The following is an 18,252-nucleotide window of genomic DNA, read 5'->3' as shown; positions in this document are numbered from 1 at the left end:
GTGAAATGGAAATACAAAATCAAGTAACGCAATCAACGCCAATTGGGGCGCCTCAGCGGCCTGAAACTGCAAGCAATGCGCTCAGTTCAGATTTCGAAACCTTTCTGAAGATGCTGACCACCCAAATGGAAAATCAGGACCCCCTCAACCCAATGGAATCCTCTGACTTTGCCGTTCAATTGGCAACATTCTCGGGCGTAGAACAACAGATCCAAACCAACGGTCTGCTGCGGGACATGGTCGCTGGCGCGGGGGCATCCGGATTGGCGCAACTGGCGGGTTGGGTTGGAATGGAAGCGAAAGTTGCCGGACCAGTGCAATTCGACGGGACACCATTGTCGCTGACACCTGAAACCGATCCGGCGTCCGATGCAGCCTACCTGATCGTCACCGACGAGTCGGGTCGCGTTGTTTCTCGCGAAGGTCTGCCGGTAAATTCCGGAGAAGTGCTTTGGGCAGGCGTAGGCGACGATGGGTCGCCGCTCCCGCCGGGCCAATATAATTTTGAAGTTGAAAGTGTGAACCAAAACACCATCACATCGACTCGCCCGGTCGAGCATTACGCTTTGGTTCGTGAGGCACGGCTGGGTGAGGCGGGCGTTGATATTATCCTAACGGGCGGTCACCGGGTTCCATCTGCGGACATCACAGCGCTGCGTGCACCTTCAGGTAATTTCGAGATCTAGAACAGAATAGAGCCTGCAAAATACACCAAAGCCGAAAGAACTGCTCCGGCTGAAAGCCAGATAATGCGACTCAGATTGCCGGACTTTTCCGGCTCAGGTTTTGCGCTGCTTTGCGAAATCAAAGCCGCCTCCACTAATTGCGGCAGCCTTGGGCCGAAACGACCGATGACTTGAATGGTGCGGCTCAGGTCCCGGAGCAGCGCCTTTGGCCCCACATTGTCAGATATGTATCCCTCAACGACTGGATGGGCTACCGTCCAGATATTGATGTGCGGATCAAGTGATCTTGCAACGCCTTCAACGACAACCATAGTTCGTTGAAGTAAAATTAGCTCAGTGCGCGTTTCCATTCCGAACCGTTCGGTCACCTCGAAAAGGTAACTGAGCAGGCGGCCCATCGAAATCTGACTGGCTTCCATCCCAAATATTGGTTCGCCCACAGCGCGCAGCGCTCGCGCAAACTCATCGACATCCCGATCCGCAGGCACATAACCAGCTTCAAAGTGAACCTCCGCGACCCGCTTATAATCACGACGAATGAAGCCAAACAAAATCTCTGCATAGACACGACGAGTATACTCGTCGATCCGCCCCATGATGCCAAAATCCAAAGCAATGAGCGTTCCGTCATCAGCGACTTTTAAATTTCCCTGATGCATGTCGGCATGGAAATACCCATCTCGCAGCGCCTGACTTAGGAATACCGTCAAAAGTCGCTTAGCGAGCGCTTCAAGATCATGCCCCGCAGCTTCTAATGCCGGAACATCGCCCAACGGCGTGCCTTCTGCCCAGCCTAATGTCATCACATTCCGGGACGACAGATGCCACATGGAATTGGGAACCCAAAACCCGGCATCTTCCGAGGTGTTGGCGGCGTATTCCGAAGCCGATGCCGTTTCCAGACGCAGATCCAACTCGCCCATGACCACGCCTTCGAAATGGGCGATCACGTCCATAGGGCGCAAGCGGCGAGCAGAAGGGGCGAGTATCTCGATGAAACGCGCCGCAAAATAGAAAGCATCGATATCTCTGCGGAACGCCTTTTCTATATTGGGCCGCAGGACTTTGACTGCCACGTCTTCGCCCGTGGCGATCAATTTGGCTTTGTGTACTTGTGCGATTGAAGCGGCAGCTACGGGTTCAGAAAAACCGGCAAACACATCCTCGATACGGATCGCAAGTTCGTCGGCCACAACCTGCTTTGCGACAGCAGTTGAAAATGGCGGCAACCGATCTTGCAAAACACGCAACTGCAACGCCAGTTCTTCACCAACAAAGTCCGGACGTGTTGAAAGAATTTGTCCGAACTTGATGTAGGCCGGTCCTAGCGCTGTCAGAGCCCTGGTTACTGGCGGCAACTCGGTATCGCCGCTGTAGCCCAACCACTTAAAGGGCCACCCCAACACACGCGCGGCTACGCGCAAAGAGCGCGGCGCATTCATTGCCTCCAACACAACCGACATTGCACCAGTTCGTTCGAATGTGGCGCCTGTGCGAACTAACCGCAGTATGTTGTGAGGACCGCGCATTCAGAGTTTCCAGCCAGAATGCAGTGCCGCTATACCCATCGAAAGGTTGCGATACTTAACGGCTTCAAATCCGGCTGTCTCAATCATCTTCGCAAAAGTTGACTGATCCGGAAAGTTTCGGATGGACTCGACCAGATACTGATAGCTGTCGGGATCGTTCGCAATCAGCTGGCCCATGGGTGGTATCACGTTAAATGAATAGACGTCGTAGAGCTTTTGCAAACCGGCGTCGGGCAATTGTGAGAACTCAAGGACCATAAGCCGTCCACCGGGCTTCAATACCCGAAACGCCTCGGTAAGAGCATCAGGTATTCGCGTCACGTTCCGTATGCCGAACGAGATCGTATACACGTCGAACGAATTGTTCTCGAATGGAAGCTGCATTGCATCGCCGGTTACCCAGTCCAGACGGTCGGCCAGCGCTTCTGCGTCGGCACGCTTACGTCCCTCCACGAGCATCGACTCGGTCATATCAAGGACCACGGCATTGGCATCGGGCGCGCGGCGTAAGAACCGGAATGCGATGTCGCCGGTGCCGCCTGCAACATCCAAAAGGCGTTGACCGGATCTTGGTGCCAGCCAATCCATCATGGCGTCTTTCCACAGACGGTGAATGCCCAATGACATGACGTCATTCATAACGTCGTAGTTCGAAGCGACGTTGGTAAAAACACCGTGGACCAAACCGGCCTTATCCTGTTCGGGAACATCACGTGCCCCGAAATGAGTCATCTTGTCTTTCAATTGGTCGCTCATCGAGTCGCCATTCAGTTTGATCCCATGTCGATATAGCCTGATCTTCGCAGACACAAACGCGTTGAATAGACGCGTGTGTTGAAATTGTTGAGTTTTGTCGATCTGTGGTTTCATCCAATTGGGGTTCGCCCTAAAACTTGCTTGGTCGCCGCAATGTGGATCAATGACCGGACTAGCCAAGGTAGTTGAATGCCAGAACTTCCCGAAGTTGAAACTGTCCGCCAGGGTTTGGTGCCCGTTGTGGAAGGATCAGTTATTTCCGCCGCAGAGATCCGGCGCCCTGATTTAAGATGGCCGTTTCCAATTGACATGAAAGAGCGTCTGGAAGGCCAGACGATCCAAAAACTGCGTCGCCGTGCAAAATATATTCTTGCCGACATGTCCGGCGGTGAGACGATGATTATTCACTTAGGTATGTCGGGACGGATATTGATCTCGGGTGTTATGGAAGGGGATTTTCATTATGAACCCTCGATGCCTCAAAAGCATGATCACTTCATACTGGACTTCGAAAACGGTGCCCGAATTGTTTTCAATGACCCTCGCCGCTTTGGTGCAATTGATCTTGTCGAAACCGAATACGCCGCTCAGCACAAATTACTGATCAATCTTGGACCCGAACCTTTGGGAAACAAATTTGATGACGTCCACCTTCAAGCGAAGTTCAAGAATAGAAAGATGCCGGTGAAATCAGCTTTGCTGGACCAAAAAATCGTTGCCGGATTGGGCAACATTTACGTTTGCGAAGCATTGCACCGATCCGGCATTTCACCACTTCGCAAAGCGGGGTCGATTTCTTCGGAAAGGATCGGAAAACTAGTTCCGGTAATCCGTAATGTATTGACTGATGCCATCGCGGCTGGCGGTTCCAGCCTGAAAGATTATAGGAAAGCGGATGGAGAACTTGGGTATTTCCAACACGCATTCACGGTCTATGACCGCGAAGGAAATGCTTGCCAAACCGCTGGGTGCAAAGGAAAAATTGCCAGAATTGTTCAATCTGGCCGTTCAACTTTCTATTGCCCGCAATGCCAAAGATAGCTTGATTGCCTGCGATTAGGTGCTAAGCATCTTTTCCACTTTGGGTCTAAGGGGCGGTATAGATGGCATACAATACTATCATTGTGAATGTTGAAGACCGCGTGGCGACGATTCGCCTAAATCGGCCGGATGCGCACAACGCCTTAAATTCTGAAATGCTGTCCGAGTTGAGCGGGGCCATTACCGGCTTTGACAGAGACGACAAAGTAAGATGCATCGTCCTTACAGGAAACGAAAAGGCATTCGCGGCAGGTGCTGACATTTCAGAGATGGCGGGCTTCTCTTTTGTCGATGTCTATACAAATGGGTATTTGGCCAAAGATGCGGAAGCGATACAAAGTTGCCGCAAACCGATCATTGCCGCCGTGGCGGGCTATGCATTGGGCGGTGGCTGCGAACTGGCAATGATGTGCGATTTCATCATTGCGGCGGATAATGCGAAATTTGGGCAGCCTGAAATTAATCTTGGTGTCATTGCGGGACTGGGTGGGTCGCAGCGGCTAACGCGTTTTGTAGGCAAGTCAAAGTCTATGGAGATGCATCTCACAGGTAGGTTTATGGATGCTGAAGAGGCCGAGCGCTCGGGTCTGGTCAGCCGGGTTGTTCCTGCAAAAACTCTGATGGACGACGCAACAGCAACGGCTGCCAAGATCGCCGAGAAATCTCTGATGGCGACAATTGCAGTCAAGTCGGCGGTGAATCAAAGCTATGAGACATCGCTGAAAGAGGGTCTGAACGTTGAGCGGCAATTGTTCTATTCCCTGTTTGCGACCGAAGATCAAAGCGAAGGCATGGCTGCGTTTCTGGAAAAACGCGAACCACAGTTTCGCGACAAATAGTGCCCAGTCACTTTTCCCCTTTCATTTACTGAGAGAATCTCGTAATCCCCGCGCTGAAATGCGTGAGAGGCCCGCTTTGGCCAGAATCGACCGGTTCTGAACCCGGTGTCGGGCTGTTGCGCTTTTGAAGATATGTAATGACCTGACCAAGGGAAAAAGATCATGGCGAATTCGCCTCAAGCAAAAAAACGCGCCCGCCAGAACGAAAAACGTTTTGCCATAAACAAGGCACGTCGCTCGCGTATCCGTACACAACTTCGCAAAGTCGAAGAAGCGATTGCATCCGGTGACAAAGATGCCGCTGCTGCTGCACTGCAGGCTGCCCAGCCTGAACTGATGCGTGGTGTTACAAAAGGCGTTTTCCACAAGAATACGGCGTCCAGAAAAATGTCGCGCCTGTCTTCGCGTGTAAAAGCACTCGGCTAATTCCGTCGAAAAAAGACCAAGGACGCGCCTCATTCGGGGCGCGTTTTTTTGTGCTTATGCTTGTGCCGATAATCGAAACAAGAGGGTAGCAATTTGGCGATTTTGCACAGCGTTTGGGATTCGTTTTCAACAAAGCCCGAGTCAAGCGCAAAGGTCTGTTGCGCCAAGCCGATGCAAGGGGCTAGCGTGAGGGTGCGATTCACATCGTCCTTGGGGGGACATGGTCAATGAGCACGGGTTCAGACCCGCGCATCGGGGAAGTAAATCCCGATGAAGCGTGGGAGCTGTTGGGGCGGAAGTCCGTCCGTATTATTGACGTCAGGACGCAAGCCGAATGGGGATATGTCGGTGTTCCTGATTTGATGGAGGTTGGCCACGACCTGTTGTTTGTCGAATGGGCCAGTTTTCCAAACATGTCCAGAAACCCGCGTTTTGTGCAGGAGGTGATGGAAGCGCTTGGGAATGAAGTTCCTGAGACGCTTATGTTCATCTGCCGCTCGGGCGTTCGGTCTCTTTGGGCTGCCAGTGCCTTCGCCGACCACCTCGATGAGATTGGGGTGACGGCTAAGTGTCTGAATGTAGCCGAAGGTTTCGAAGGCGACTTGGATCCACAGGGACACCGGGGAAACCTCAATGGCTGGAAAACCCGGGGGCTGGCATGGCGTCAGTCTTAAATAATAACATCGAGCGAAGCGGGTCGAAGGCACATGGACGAACTCAAATGGGGCACAATTAGAGAAGAGCTTCAAAAGACAGTTGGTAAGAACAACTACGTCAATTGGATCGAACCTTTAGAATTTTCCAGACAGGAATCCGGCGTTGTCACGTTTCTGGTTCCGACCCAGTTTATGGGAAACTGGGTGTCGAGAAACTTTGGTGACGAAATCCTGCATCAGATAAAGAACGCAGGTTCCAGAGTTAGTCGGATCGAATTTTCGGTGCCGAAGATCGGCTCGGGAAGGCCGAAGAAAGTCAAGAAATCGGTCTCTGAAAAGCCATCGAAGGCTGCGAGTTTGGGTGACATGCCTGGCGCGCCTTTGGACAAGAAATTCACCTTCGACACCTTCGTTGTTGGCAAGCCGAACGAATTGGCCCATGCCGCCGCGCGTCGTGTTGCGGAAGGGGGTCCGGTCACTTTCAACCCGTTGTTTTTGTATGGCGGTGTTGGGCTTGGTAAGACACACCTGATGCACGCCATTGCGCTGGAATTGCAAAAGCGCGATCCCGACTTGCGCGTGGTCTATTTGTCGGCCGAACAGTTCATGTATCGCTTCGTTCAGGCGCTGCGGGACAAGGACATGATTGCATTCAAGCAGTTGTTCCGCTCCGTAGACGTGTTGATGATTGACGACGTTCAGTTCATTGCGGGCAAAGACGCCACGCAAGAAGAATTCTTCCACACGTTCAATGCGCTGGTCGATCAAGGCAAACAGATAATCGTGTCATCTGACCGCGCCCCAACCGAAATCTCGGGCATCGAAGACCGCATTGTCAGCCGACTGCAGTCCGGTCTGGTGGTTGATCTGCACCCAACAAACTACGAGCTTCGTCTTGGCATTCTTCAGCAGAAGGTTGACCAATATTCCGAGCAATTTCCGAACCTTGAGATCGTTGATGGGGTGTTGGAATTTCTGGCGCATCGTATCTCGACTAACGTGCGGGTTCTTGAAGGTGCGATGATGCGGTTGTTTGCTTTTGGGGCGCTGGTGGGTCGCGAAGTGACGCTGGAACTGGCGCAAGATTGTCTGGCTGACATCCTTCGGGCGTCGGATCGCAAGATCACCGTCGAAGAGATCCAGCGGAAGGTTTCCGACCATTTCAACATTCGTCTGAGCGACATGATCGGTCCCAAAAGGGTGCGGACCTTTGCCCGGCCAAGACAGATCGCGATGTATCTGTCCAAGCAGCTAACCTCGCGCAGTTTGCCCGAGATTGGACGGCGGTTTGGCGGTCGGGACCACACCACGGTGATGCACGGTGTGCGCAAGATCGAAGAGCTGAAACAGAAGGACAGTCAGATCGCCGACGATCTGGAGCTTTTGCGGCGGTCTTTGGAAGCGTAAACGAAATCTTAAGGACGGGAACGGGCCGGAAAACTGTTTGGGCAGATTTCGGCTCTTTTTGCCAATAAAACAAGGCGAAATGCCTGTCTGTATCGCGTCGGTATTACGTCGGTGCCTCCGAACGGGCGCAAAATCATTGCTTAACCAATTGTCATCGGCTCTTTTGCGCCCTTGACGCCCAATAAAACAAAACCGAAAGTCCGCAAAACTATTGCGTGTCCGGTGGAAAACGATAGATTTCTCCCCCCGGCACCTGCCGCCGTTACAATGGGGAGCGTGGCTATGAAATTCTCGATCGAGCGCAGCGAATTGCTGAAGGCCGTTGGTCAGGCGCAATCGGTTGTCGAGCGTCGTAATACGATCCCGATCCTGGCCAATGTGCTGGTCGAGGCCGAAGGCGATCAGGTCAGTTTTCGGGCGACCGATCTGGACATCGAAGTTGTTGACCAGGCCCCGGCCAAGGTTGAGCGCGCAGGCGCGACGACGGTCAGCGCGGTGACGCTTCATGAGATTGTGCGCAAGCTGCCGGATGGCGCGCTGGTGACGCTGGTCGATGATGGCGCATCAGGCCGATTGTCGGTTGAGGCGGGGCGCTCGAATTTTTCTTTGGCGACTTTACCGCGCGAAGATTTCCCGGTGATGGCGTCTTCGGAATACGAGGCGAACTTTGTCGCCCCGGCCCCAGTGTTGCGCAGGTTGTTCGACAAATCGAAGTTCGCGATCTCGACGGAAGAGACGCGGTATTATCTGAACGGCGTCTATATGCATGTGGCGGATGCCAATGGCGGACAGGTTCTGCGGTGTGTGGCGACCGATGGTCACCGGTTGGCGCGGATCGATGCGGATTTACCCGACGGCGCAGGCGCGTTGCCGGGTGTGATTGTGCCACGCAAGACCGTGGGTGAGTTGCGCAAACTTCTGGATGATGACGAGACAGAGATCGCGGTGTCGGTGAGCGAGACCAAGATACGCTTCGCGGCCCCTGGCATCACGCTGACCTCGAAGGTTATCGACGGGACATTCCCCGACTACACCCGGGTCATTCCAAGCGGGAACACCAAACGGCTAGAAGTGGATGCCGCTGAGTTCGCGCAAGCCGTGGACCGTGTGGCGACGGTGTCATCCGAAAGGTCGCGCGCGGTGAAACTGTCGCTGGATGAAGACCGGCTGGTGCTGAGTGTGAATGCGCCGGATAGTGGCGCGGCGGAAGAAGAACTGGCCGTGGCCTATGGCGATGAGGCGTTGGATATTGGCTTTAATGCCAAATACTTGCTGGAGATCGCCAGCCAGGTGGATCGTGAAAACGCGGTGTTCCTGTTCAACTCGTCCGGAGATCCGACATTGATGCGCGAAGGCAATGACGAAACGGCGGTCTACGTCGTGATGCCGATGCGTGTTTAAAGCCGTCTGCCTCCGGCGGGAGTATTTTTGATCAGAAGAAGGGCAGGGCATGCCCGGCTGTTCCGTTACATCTTTGACGTTATCGCATTTCCGGTCACATCGGGTGACCCGGCTGTCTTTGGATGGCCGGCCGGTGGCGATGTTCGGCGCAAACGGCGCTGGAAAGACTAACGTTTTGGAGGCGGTTTCTTTGCTGTCGCCGGGGCGAGGGCTGCGTCGCGCTGGCATGGACGAGTTGATCCGGCGACCCGAGGCCTTGGGATGGAAGGTTTCCGCTTTGGTGCAAGCGGGCGGGCAGGTGCGCGAGGTTGAGACCAGCGCCGAGCCGGGGCAATCGCGAGGTGTTCGCATCGATGGCAAGGCACAGCCGCAGATTGCCCTGGGGCGGTTGGCGCGGGTGGTCTGGCTAGTGCCAGCGATGGATCGGTTGTGGATCGAAGGGGCCGAAGGACGGCGGCGGTCTCTGGACCGGATCGCGATGAGTTTTGAGCCAAAACACGGTGAGGCAGTTCTGGCTTATGAAAAAGCGATGCGCGAGCGGAACCGGTTGTTGAAAGACATGGTGCGCGATGGGCATTGGTATACCGCGTTGGAACGCCAGATGGCGGAAGCGGGTGCGGATGTGATGCGAAACCGGCGGGCAGCATTGGCGCGGTTGGCCGAGGCGCAGGACGGGGCCGAGACGGCGTTTCCGGCGGCGGATTTGGCGTTGAAGCATCCTGACGGGGATTTGCCGGAGGGGTCTGAGGAACTGGCGACGATGCTGGAAACGAACCGGGGCGGCGATTTGCGGGCTGGGCGGACTTTGGCGGGCGCGCATCGGGTGGATATGAGTGCGATCTATGCGGCCAAGGGTGTCGCGGCGGGGCAATGCTCGACCGGGGAGCAAAAGGCGCTTTTGATTTCGTTGGTGTTGAGCAATGCGCGGGCCTTGGCGGAAGATACCGGGGCGGCGCCTTTGATCCTGTTGGACGAGGTGGCGGCGCATCTGGACGGGGACCGGCGTGCGGCGCTGTATGATGAGATTTGCGCGTTGGGGGCGCAGGCCTGGATGACGGGGACCGGGGCGGAGTTGTTTGAGGATTTGGGCGAGCGGGCGCAGCGGTTCCGTGTCGTCGAAGTCGGCGGAGCTTCGGAGATTGAAGCGTGAGTGATCTGCGGGTTGCGTTATTGCGTGGGATCAACGTGGGCGGTCATGGGCGGTTGCCGATGACGGAGTTGCGGTCGCTGTTAGAAGGATTGGGCGCGCGGGATGTGCGGACCTATATCCAGAGCGGGAATGTGGTGTTCGAGGGCGATTTTGGGGCGGAGGCTTTGGCGCGGGCAATTGAAACGTCTTACGGGTTTCTGCCTAAGATATTGGTTTTGAAGGCTGATCAATTCATGGACGTGAGGGCAGGTAACCCGTTTCCATTAGCTGTGGGCGAACCAAAGACCCTGCATGTGTTCTTTCTGACCGAGGCTTCGGAGGCGTCTGAGGAAGACTTGCAGACGGCTGCAGCAGAAGATGAACGGGTGCATCTGACGGATGCGGCGCTCTATCTTTTTACGCCAAGTGGGTTGTCGAAGTCCAAATTGGCGGAGAGGGCGGAACGTCTGTTGGGTGTATCCGCCACGGCCCGGAATTGGCGGACGGTTGAGGCGATTGCCGGGATGATTGAGGCGGGCAAGTGACGATTACGATAACGCAGATGGCGCTGTATGCGGGCGCGCTGATGATCCTGTTTCTGACGCCGGGGCCGGTTTGGGTGGCGTTGATTGCACGCACTTTGGCGGGCGGGTTCCATGCGGCGTGGCCTCTGGCGGCGGGCGTGGCGATCGGGGATGTGCTTTGGCCACTGTTGGCGATCTTGGGGGTGACTTGGATCGTCTCGGTCTTCGACGGGTTCATGGAGGTTTTGCGCTGGGTCGCCTGCCTGATGTTCCTGACGATGGGGTATCTGCTGATCAAACACGCGGGCAAGACGATCGACAGTGACAGTCGGTTAACGCGGCCCGGCATGTGGGCGGGGTTTATCGCCGGATTGATTGTGATCCTGGGCAACCCGAAAGCGATTTTGTTCTACATGGGCGTGCTGCCGGGGTTCTTCGATGTCTCGGCGTTGACTTGGCCGGACATTGCGATGATCTGCCTGTTATCGCTGATCGTGCCGTTGATCGGGAACCTGATCCTGGCTTTGTTCGTGGGGCGGGTGCGGGCGTTTCTGAAATCGCCCGAGGCGTTGCGGCGCACGAACGTTGTGGCGGGGTGGTTGCTGATCGGGGTTGGGTTGATCATTCCGCTGACCTGACGGACAAATGCGCCATGGATCACAAGGAATTTCTGTCCAGCCTGTCGCAAGAGGCCAAAGCCGAGTTGACCGAGCGGTCGGATGCGCCGGGACTTTGGCATCTGGCTGGGCATGTCGGCGCGATTATTTTGGTTGGCGCGCTGATCGCTGTTGGTGTGCCGGGGTGGCAGGTGTTGTTGCCGGTGCAGGGCGTGTTGCTGGTTTTTTTGTTCACATTGGAGCATGAGGCAACCCATAAGACGCCCTTTGCGTCCGAGGCGTTGAACGAATGGGTGGGACGGCTGTGCGGCGTGGTCATCTTCCTGCCGTTTGAATGGTTCCGATACTTCCATCTGGCGCATCACCGCTGGACCAACATTCCGGGTAAAGACCCCGAATTGCATGACGGCGGTGAACCGGACGGTTGGTGGTCCTACATCAGCTATGTCTCGGGCCTGCCGTATTGGTTCAGCATGATCGCGCAGGTTTTTCGTGGTGCGCTGGGCCGGGCGGCGGCGAGTTACCTGCCATCGAAAGCCTTGCCGCGCATCGTGCGCGAGGGGCGGTCGATGCTGGTGACCTATGCCGTTGCTTTGGCTAGCCTTCTTGTGACGGATGTCTTGCTTTGGGTCTGGTTGGTGCCGCTGTTGCTGGGTCAGCCGTTCCTGCGGCTGTATCTGTTGGCCGAGCATGGCCGGTGCCCGAATGTGGTGAATATGTTTGAGAATACACGGACAACATTCACGACGGCTCTGGTGCGGTTTCTGGCGTGGAATATGCCGTATCACGCTGAACATCATGCATATCCTCAGGTGCCGTTTTATAAGCTGCCAGAATTGCATGAACGGACGGCGGAGCATCTGGCGGTGACGGAAGCCGGGTATGGGCGGTTTACGAGGGGGTATGTTGCGGGTTTGGGTGGTGCGGCGGAGAGTTACCTGTACAGGGGTTGATCGAGTCCATCGCAGGGCTGGGTCTGTGAGCGTTTCGCCGGGGACAACGTGAGATACCTGTCGTCAGATTAATGTCCGCTTCGAGCCCAAAGTGCTCAATACCGCAGCTTGCATGAATGTCAGCTTTCGGCGATCTGCACGCCGAAAGTAGGAGAAGTTTCTACGCTGTGGAGTTATTGGAGTGTAGGACAGAATGCTTCCGCAAAGTCACGATATCCATCTCGATTTCACCGTCTGTTCGTCGTCGGATCAAGCACATCGCGCAGCCAGTCGCCTACTATGCTCATCGAAAGCGTGGTCAGGAAAATCGTCATTCCAGGAATCCCGGCGATCCACCATGCGTTCAGTAAATAATCACGGCCATAGCTCAAGAGGTTACCAAGCGATGTGTTGGGGGGCTGGATACCGACACCGAGGAAGCTCATAGAAGTCTCCAGGATAACCGTCTCCGGGAAATTTATGGACACTTGGACGATTAATGCGGCCAAGATATTGGGCAGGATGTGCAGCAGATAGACGCGCATTGTGCCGCCGCCCAGCAATCGCACTGAGGCTGCGTAGCCATGGTTCACCGCCGACAATGTTAAGCCGCGGCTGATCCTTGCGTAGCGCTCCCAGCCCTGAAAGCCGACCAGCAGGACGAACAACAACAGGTTTCCGGTTCCCGTAACGGCAATGACGGACAGAGCGATGATCACGAAGGGCATCGAGGCCTGAAAATCAACGAGCACCATTATGATGTCGTCGACCCATCCGCGAAAACGTGCCGCGACAAATCCAATCGAGCTGCCGACGACGGCACCAAACAGCGTGCCGAAGACTGCAACGGACATCGTGAGTTGGATTGAGGAAAACAGTCGGCTGAGGACGTCGCGGCCAAGGTGGTCGGTGCCAAACATGTGGAAGTTTCCGTTGGTCGCTGTCGCTCCGGGAGGCAACAAGCGCGACAACAACGACGTAGCCTGAAAGTCATAGGGCATTATCCAACGCGCGAATGTAGCGATGAAAATAATCAGTGCCAGCCAGGACAGGGCGAGTTTGACCAGTCGAGGCGAAGCCGCAATTGTCGCCATTGTAGTTTTCAATTTGGAATGTGGCTCGAACTGTTCAGCAGTTTCAGTTTGCGACATGGTCATTCCCCCGATCCGCTACCAAAGCGTTGGCGCGGGTCTATGATTAGATACAGAATGTCGACTGTTAGATTTGCCACGACCATCGAAGCGGCGGTCATCATGACGATTGTCTGCACCACCGCCAGTTCACGCGACGACACTGAGTCGATCAGCAACCGACCGATGCCGGGCCAAGCAAAAACCGTCTCAGTCACGATTGATCCGCTGATCAAGGCGCCGACCATAAAACCAATAACGGTAATTGCCGGGATGGCTGCGTTCGGCAAGGCAACGCCCCAGATGATTTCTCGCTCTGTCATGCCACGGGCTCGGGCGGCCCTGATGTAGGGCGCGTTCAGCACTTCCAACATCGACGACCGGACATAGCGTGCGATGACCGCTCCGCCTGCAGTGCCCAAAGTGATGACTGGCATGATGAGATTGTACCAATGATCGTTGCCATATGCGGGCAGCCACCTGAGGTTTACTGACAAGAGCAAGATCAGCAGAATACCGAGGAAAAAGTTAGGAAGACTGAAACCAGTTACCGAAATCGTCATAATGGCGCGGTCAATGCTAGTTCCACGATTGACCGCCGCGAGAATTCCCAGTGGGAAGCCCGTCAATAGAATAAACGCAAATCCGGTCAGCGCTAATTTTAGCGTTGCCGGAATACGCTCCATCACGATGTCGATAGCCGGGCGTCCGTCGCGGTAAGCGCTACCAAAATCACCCTGGGCGATGTTGCGCCAATATTCGACGTATTGCACGTGCAGGGGTCTGTTGAGGCCCCATTGCTCGCGCAGTTGTTCCATGATCGCCGGATCGGTGTCATCGGGCATCATAGCGGACACTGGGTCACCGGTGATACGCAGTACAAAGAACACGAATGTAACGACGAGAAACAGAGTGAGCGCCGCGCGTAGAAATTTGCGGATAACTATGCGGGTCATTGGTCTGACAACTTTCGTTCGGGATTGTCCGGGAAGACATCAGGGATCGAGGCCAGAAGTTCCCGGGTGTAGGGATGGTTTGGAGCGGCAAACAGCGAATTTGTCTGGTTCAACTCAACGAGTTCGCCCGATCGCATAACCGCCACACGATTACAGAGAGACCGAACTAGACGCAGGTCATGGGTAATAAAGACCATCGTGAGATTGAGTTGCCGCTGCAAATCGCGCAGCAACTCGATAATCCGCGCCTGCACGGAGACATCCAGGGACGCAGTCGCTTCGTCACAGATCAGCAACTTCGGGTTTAAGCCAAGCGCCCGTGCAATCACCGCACGTTGGCACTGACCGCCGCTAATCTCATGCGGGTATCGGTCAGCATGAAGACGGGTCAGGCCGACCGCCTCCAGCAGTTCATTGCGCTTGACCTGGCGTTCCTGAGCCGTGCCGACCCCGTGGATTACCAGCGGTTCTTCGATCTGTTTGCCAATTTGCGCGCGCGGGTCGAGCGAAAGATACGGGTTTTGGGGAACTAGCTGAACCGAACGGGCAAAAGCTTTGTGAGTGTGTGTTCCCAAGAGAGGCACCGGGCGTCCGTCAAATATCGCCTCGCCTTCGGCGGTCGGTTCGACGCCTAGCATTAACTTGCCGACCGTCGACTTGCCGCTGCCGCTTTCTCCTATCACTGCAAGGCTTTCGCCTTCGTTCAATGCCAACGACACATCGGCCACAGCGCGGAAAACGCCATTTCGTGTCTTGTAATCGCAAGCAGCAGATTTCAGCGCCAGCAATTGATCGCCACTAATTTCATTGCTAGGGGCCGTAACGATGCCAGCCAAATCGGCTTGGGCCTTCGAGCTGAATTGGTCAATCGGATTAAAGCAGCTGACAGAATGGCCGTCGCTGCCAATGGCTTCGCCGGGCCGGTCTTGACTGCAACTTGCAACAGCCCTGGAACATCTGGGCGCAAATGCGCAGCCCATTGGCCGAGTGTCTGGCGAAGGCACCTGTCCGGCGATCCCGTTGGGAATGTGCCCGCCAAGCGTCGGCATCGAATCGATCAGACCTTCGGTATAGGGATGGCGCGGCGCATTCATGATCTGGGCAACTGTGCCAGTTTCGACGATGCGGCCCGAGTACATTACGGCGACACGGTCGCAGATCTCGCTGACAACCCCCAAATCGTGGGTAACAAAAACAACGCCCATACCAGTGTCATTGCGCAGTTTACGGATCAGGTCGAGGATCTGAGATTGCACTGTCACGTCAAGCGCGGTTGTCGGTTCGTCGGCGAATAGCAACGATGGTTGACCGGCGAGCGCCAAGGCAATCATGACACGCTGGTTTTGACCGCCGGACAGCTGGAACGGATAGGAATGGAACCGCACCTCTGGCTCGGGCAACTCAACTTTGTGCAGTAATTCTACCGCGATTGTCCGTGCTTCAGATCGCGAAACGTCACGCAACCGGGCAACTGTGGATGTAAGCTGCTTTCCTATTGTCTGGATTGGATTGAGGGAGGCGTTGGCATCCTGAAAAATCATTGCCGCTTCGCGCCCGCGTAACTCTTTTAGTGATTTGGGCTCTGTATCGCGCCCGATCTTTGTCGATCCAATCTGGATATCGCCCTTTAGCGACCAACCGGATCCCAATAAGCCCATGGATGCAAGGCAAGTAACCGACTTTCCACTGCCGCTTTCGCCGACAAGCCCGACAATCTCACCAATTTCAACTGTCAGCGAAATATTGTCGATCACGTGAACTGCATCAGCGCCGGGTCCCAACAAGACCGACAGTTCGTTGACTTCAAGTGGCGGAGCGTTTGAACGCACTGGATTTGTGATGGAACTTGTCATGTGCTCTCACATCAATAGGATCGGCAACCTGCTGGCGCCGAGGAATCGTTCTGCCGGATGGCTCGATTAGTTAATGCCGCACCTCCTCGTCGCGGGCGTCGAACCTACAGTTGTCATCCGTCGATCGGACATGAGCTTTCGCCTTTCACCAATGTCGGGTCGTCAAGAATCAGGCCCGCAGGCTCACTCGGATTGGCAAGCCGCCAATTAACAATGTCGACAATTCCGTTCGCAACATGGTCGGCCCGCCTCCCGACAGTGGTCAAGCTTGGGCCCTTACCAGACCGGGCGTCATGGTTTCGCAGATGAACGATGCTAACATCATTCGGAATCGCCAATCCCGCTGCGGAAAATCCGGCGCGGATTTCCTCGGCTTCGAACCTACCGGACACAATGTATGCACTGGGATTGTTGGCACGGTCGGCTAATTCTTCCCTAACTACTGCCTCGATTTCTTCGGCGTCTGAGTTTTTGCCAGAGTTGCCGTTTACTCGTAAAATTAGCGGTTCAGTCTGATTGAGTAGTGATGCGAGTGATTGCGCATAGAGGTTCTCGATCTCTCCATATCCAGCTGCGGCGTCGAGCTGCTCGGTCACGAGGCCAATGCGATCATGTCCAAGCTCTCGCAGGTGCCGGAGCGCCATAGCGACGCTTTTTGCTCGGTTGCGAACAATCACGTCGACGTCCAGCAACTCCAGCTGACGCCCCTCGACGATCATCTGGCGCGCCTTGGACTTTAGCAATGCCAATACTTCGACAGGAAGGATCGAACGGCGCGGTTGCAGAACGCAAACATCAAATCCGCCCTTGCCAAGTAGATCGTGCAAATCGGAGACGTAAGTGTAGCTTACACAGATTGGCTTGTGCCCGGCATCGAGCAGGGCGGCCTCCAGATGCGATGTGATATCGGTGCCTCGCGCACTTGGCGTCGAGTGACTAACGATCAACACGCGCGCGCCCTTAGTTGTCCCATTGGCTTCGTGCGATTGATCACCACCGGCGATGAATGAACCACGCCCTACGAAGCTTTGGATCAACCCGGCTTCCTTCAGTGCCTCAAATGCGCGCTGCACAGAAAACTGACTGACCGAGTACCGCGCGGCAACATCGCGAATGGTTGGCACCCGCGAGCCGGCAGGTAGTCCTGAGAACTCCGCGCGCAGGGTATCGATGAAGTTCGTTCCGTTCGAGCGATCCGCCATCTTCGTCCTCCCATTGGTTGATATTTACCTAACAATGTGATTGTTTGTCAAACAAATTGTATTGCAGGAAGTCTTGTATGGCACCCTTTGTAATGGACGAATTGTCTCGTCACTACACAAATGTTGAATATGTCCCCGTGGACATTTCGAAGTATGCCGACGGCAATTGCGGACCGTCATTTGTCTGGAGCTTCGACAGCGGTCGGTCCGGACCACACGCCATGATATGTGGGATAATGCACGGCAATGAGATTGCCGGAGCAGCTATCCTTGACAGGTTGATCGAAGGCAATGTGCGCCCAACGCGTGGCAAGTTGACTTACTGCTTCGGCAACCCGACCGCGTACGGTCAGTTTGACAGCTCCGCTCCATACAATAATCGCTCTGTGGATGCGGATATGAATCGGGTTTGGGGGGCGGAGATCGACGATGACAGTAACCAACTTGCGGAAGTGCGTCGCGTACGAGCGTTGCGCCCGATCGTGGATACGGTCGACTACCTGTTGGACATTCATACAATGCAGGGGCGCGGCCGTCCTGTAGCACTTTTGCAGGGCAAACCGGCGGCACTCGACTTTGCCAAAAGCATTACCGGCATCCCGCTTGTCCTGACCGGTACGATGCATCAGGCCGAACGACTGCGGTTGCGCGACTATGCTCAATTCGGAGATCCCAAGAGCAAATCCGTCGCGATACAACTCGAAGCAGGACAGCACTGGCAGGCCTCAGCAATTGATGAGGGCGAACAAGTAGCGCTGGAATTCCTTGAGTGTGCTGGCGTTCTCCCCAAACGGCCAAGAATCCAGGAGTCGGACCAAAAACGCTTGAAGGTCGTTGAGATTATTTTGCCTGAGGGCGGTATCTTCGAATACGCAAAGGACTTCGAGAACGGCGCATACTTTCCACAGCACGGTACGTTGCTTGGTTTCGCAGGCCCTGATCGTAGGGAAGTGCGCACTCCGGTTGACGAATGCTACTTCATAATGCCCGTACATTTCCGGCTGGACGGTGGCAGCTGTGGCCGGTTTGCAAAAGAAATAGTCGATTAAGTCAGAGCAAATTTGTTAGTTGTACATACAATTTGCGAACGCCCCCAACATTCAAACAATCAGCTAGGCAAAGGAAAAGGGCCGGTGACGCGCCGACCCTGAACTAGTTGTACTTGTAG

18 protein-coding genes are annotated in these 18,252 nt (G+C 55.1%); 12 read left to right on the top strand and 6 right to left on the bottom strand.

The features are described from left to right. The first annotated feature begins 5 nt into the window (after positions 1 to 5). The gene (flgD, locus tag GKR98_06860; GenBank protein QMU57943.1) at positions 6 to 686 is read left to right on the top strand and encodes a flagellar basal body rod modification protein; all 681 of its coding nucleotides are present in this window, start codon (positions 6 to 8) and stop codon (positions 684 to 686) included. Here flgD and ubiB read toward each other — a convergent pair. Both ubiB and ubiE read right to left on the bottom strand, forming a co-directional pair. Further along, positions 683 to 2,215 carry a 2-polyprenylphenol 6-hydroxylase gene (ubiB, locus tag GKR98_06855; GenBank protein ID QMU57942.1) on the bottom strand — a complete coding sequence of 511 codons (1,533 nt, stop codon included), beginning with the start codon at positions 2,213 to 2,215 and terminating at the stop codon, positions 683 to 685. The two genes, flgD and ubiB, sit on opposite strands and share 4 nt — an antisense overlap. After that, complete coding sequence (ubiE, locus tag GKR98_06850) at positions 2,216 to 2,971, bottom strand: bifunctional demethylmenaquinone methyltransferase/2-methoxy-6-polyprenyl-1,4-benzoquinol methylase UbiE (protein QMU57941.1); 756 nt, start codon at positions 2,969 to 2,971, stop codon at positions 2,216 to 2,218. A gap of 189 nt (positions 2,972 to 3,160) precedes the next feature. Between ubiE and mutM the strand changes: the two genes are divergently transcribed. The 10 genes from mutM to GKR98_06800 all read left to right on the top strand — a co-directional run bounded on the left by mutM (position 3,161) and on the right by GKR98_06800 (position 11,964). Continuing rightward, the gene (mutM, locus tag GKR98_06845; protein QMU57940.1) at positions 3,161 to 4,012 is read left to right on the top strand and encodes a bifunctional DNA-formamidopyrimidine glycosylase/DNA-(apurinic or apyrimidinic site) lyase; all 852 of its coding nucleotides are present in this window, start codon (positions 3,161 to 3,163) and stop codon (positions 4,010 to 4,012) included. Between the two features lie 62 nt (positions 4,013 to 4,074). Further along, the gene (locus tag GKR98_06840; GenBank protein QMU57939.1) at positions 4,075 to 4,851 is read left to right on the top strand and encodes an enoyl-CoA hydratase; all 777 of its coding nucleotides are present in this window, start codon (positions 4,075 to 4,077) and stop codon (positions 4,849 to 4,851) included. Positions 4,852 to 5,013: 162 nt separating this feature from the next. Continuing rightward, positions 5,014 to 5,277, top strand: a complete 264-nt coding sequence (gene rpsT, locus GKR98_06835) for a 30S ribosomal protein S20 (protein ID QMU57938.1) — start codon at positions 5,014 to 5,016, stop codon at positions 5,275 to 5,277. A 227-nt stretch (positions 5,278 to 5,504) separates the two neighbouring features. Continuing rightward, positions 5,505 to 5,951 (top strand): rhodanese-like domain-containing protein, encoded by a 447-nt coding sequence (locus tag GKR98_06830; protein ID QMU57937.1) that lies wholly within the window; start codon positions 5,505 to 5,507, stop codon positions 5,949 to 5,951. Between the two features lie 33 nt (positions 5,952 to 5,984). Beyond that, on the top strand, positions 5,985 to 7,340 hold the full coding sequence (dnaA, locus tag GKR98_06825) for a chromosomal replication initiator protein DnaA (protein ID QMU57936.1): 1,356 nt from the start codon (positions 5,985 to 5,987) through the stop codon (positions 7,338 to 7,340). A 282-nt stretch (positions 7,341 to 7,622) separates the two neighbouring features. Then, positions 7,623 to 8,741, top strand: coding sequence for a DNA polymerase III subunit beta (locus GKR98_06820; GenBank protein QMU57935.1), 1,119 nt, complete (start codon positions 7,623 to 7,625; stop codon positions 8,739 to 8,741). Positions 8,742 to 8,790: 49 nt separating this feature from the next. Further along, the gene (gene recF, locus GKR98_06815) at positions 8,791 to 9,891 is read left to right on the top strand and encodes a DNA replication/repair protein RecF (GenBank protein ID QMU57934.1); all 1,101 of its coding nucleotides are present in this window, start codon (positions 8,791 to 8,793) and stop codon (positions 9,889 to 9,891) included. A gap of 5 nt (positions 9,892 to 9,896) precedes the next feature. Further along, positions 9,897 to 10,415: a DUF1697 domain-containing protein gene (locus tag GKR98_06810; GenBank protein QMU59999.1), complete on the top strand. Its 519-nt coding sequence runs from the start codon at positions 9,897 to 9,899 to the stop codon at positions 10,413 to 10,415. Next, positions 10,412 to 11,032: a LysE family translocator gene (locus GKR98_06805; protein ID QMU57933.1), complete on the top strand. Its 621-nt coding sequence runs from the start codon at positions 10,412 to 10,414 to the stop codon at positions 11,030 to 11,032. The genes GKR98_06810 and GKR98_06805 overlap by 4 nt, the downstream gene beginning before the upstream one ends. A 14-nt stretch (positions 11,033 to 11,046) precedes the next feature. Continuing rightward, entirely contained in the window at positions 11,047 to 11,964 is a 918-nt protein-coding gene (locus tag GKR98_06800) for a fatty acid desaturase (protein QMU57932.1), read from the top strand. A gap of 227 nt (positions 11,965 to 12,191) precedes the next feature. Here the strand turns inward: GKR98_06800 and GKR98_06795 are convergent, their stop codons facing one another. From GKR98_06795 to GKR98_06780, 4 genes are all read right to left on the bottom strand, one after another. Beyond that, on the bottom strand, positions 12,192 to 13,094 hold the full coding sequence (locus tag GKR98_06795; GenBank protein QMU57931.1) for an ABC transporter permease subunit: 903 nt from the start codon (positions 13,092 to 13,094) through the stop codon (positions 12,192 to 12,194). Between the two features lie 2 nt (positions 13,095 to 13,096). Then, positions 13,097 to 14,029 (bottom strand): ABC transporter permease subunit, encoded by a 933-nt coding sequence (locus GKR98_06790; protein ID QMU57930.1) that lies wholly within the window; start codon positions 14,027 to 14,029, stop codon positions 13,097 to 13,099. Then, the gene (locus GKR98_06785; GenBank protein ID QMU57929.1) at positions 14,026 to 15,882 is read right to left on the bottom strand and encodes a dipeptide ABC transporter ATP-binding protein; all 1,857 of its coding nucleotides are present in this window, start codon (positions 15,880 to 15,882) and stop codon (positions 14,026 to 14,028) included. The genes GKR98_06790 and GKR98_06785 overlap by 4 nt, the downstream gene beginning before the upstream one ends. Before the next feature lie 113 nt (positions 15,883 to 15,995). Further along, on the bottom strand, positions 15,996 to 17,084 hold the full coding sequence (locus GKR98_06780; GenBank protein ID QMU57928.1) for a GntR family transcriptional regulator: 1,089 nt from the start codon (positions 17,082 to 17,084) through the stop codon (positions 15,996 to 15,998). 77 nt (positions 17,085 to 17,161) lie between these two features. Here GKR98_06780 and GKR98_06775 point away from each other — a divergent pair, with 77 nt between their 5' ends. Next, positions 17,162 to 18,133: a succinylglutamate desuccinylase gene (locus GKR98_06775; GenBank protein ID QMU57927.1), complete on the top strand. Its 972-nt coding sequence runs from the start codon at positions 17,162 to 17,164 to the stop codon at positions 18,131 to 18,133. The last annotated feature ends 119 nt before the right edge of the window (positions 18,134 to 18,252 follow it).

It is taken from the genome of Boseongicola sp., assembly GCA_014075275.1.
In the GTDB taxonomy this organism is placed as follows: Bacteria; Pseudomonadota; Alphaproteobacteria; order Rhodobacterales; family Rhodobacteraceae.
Note: the sequence above shows the minus strand (reverse complement) of the source record. Positions and strands in the feature narration are given on the sequence as shown.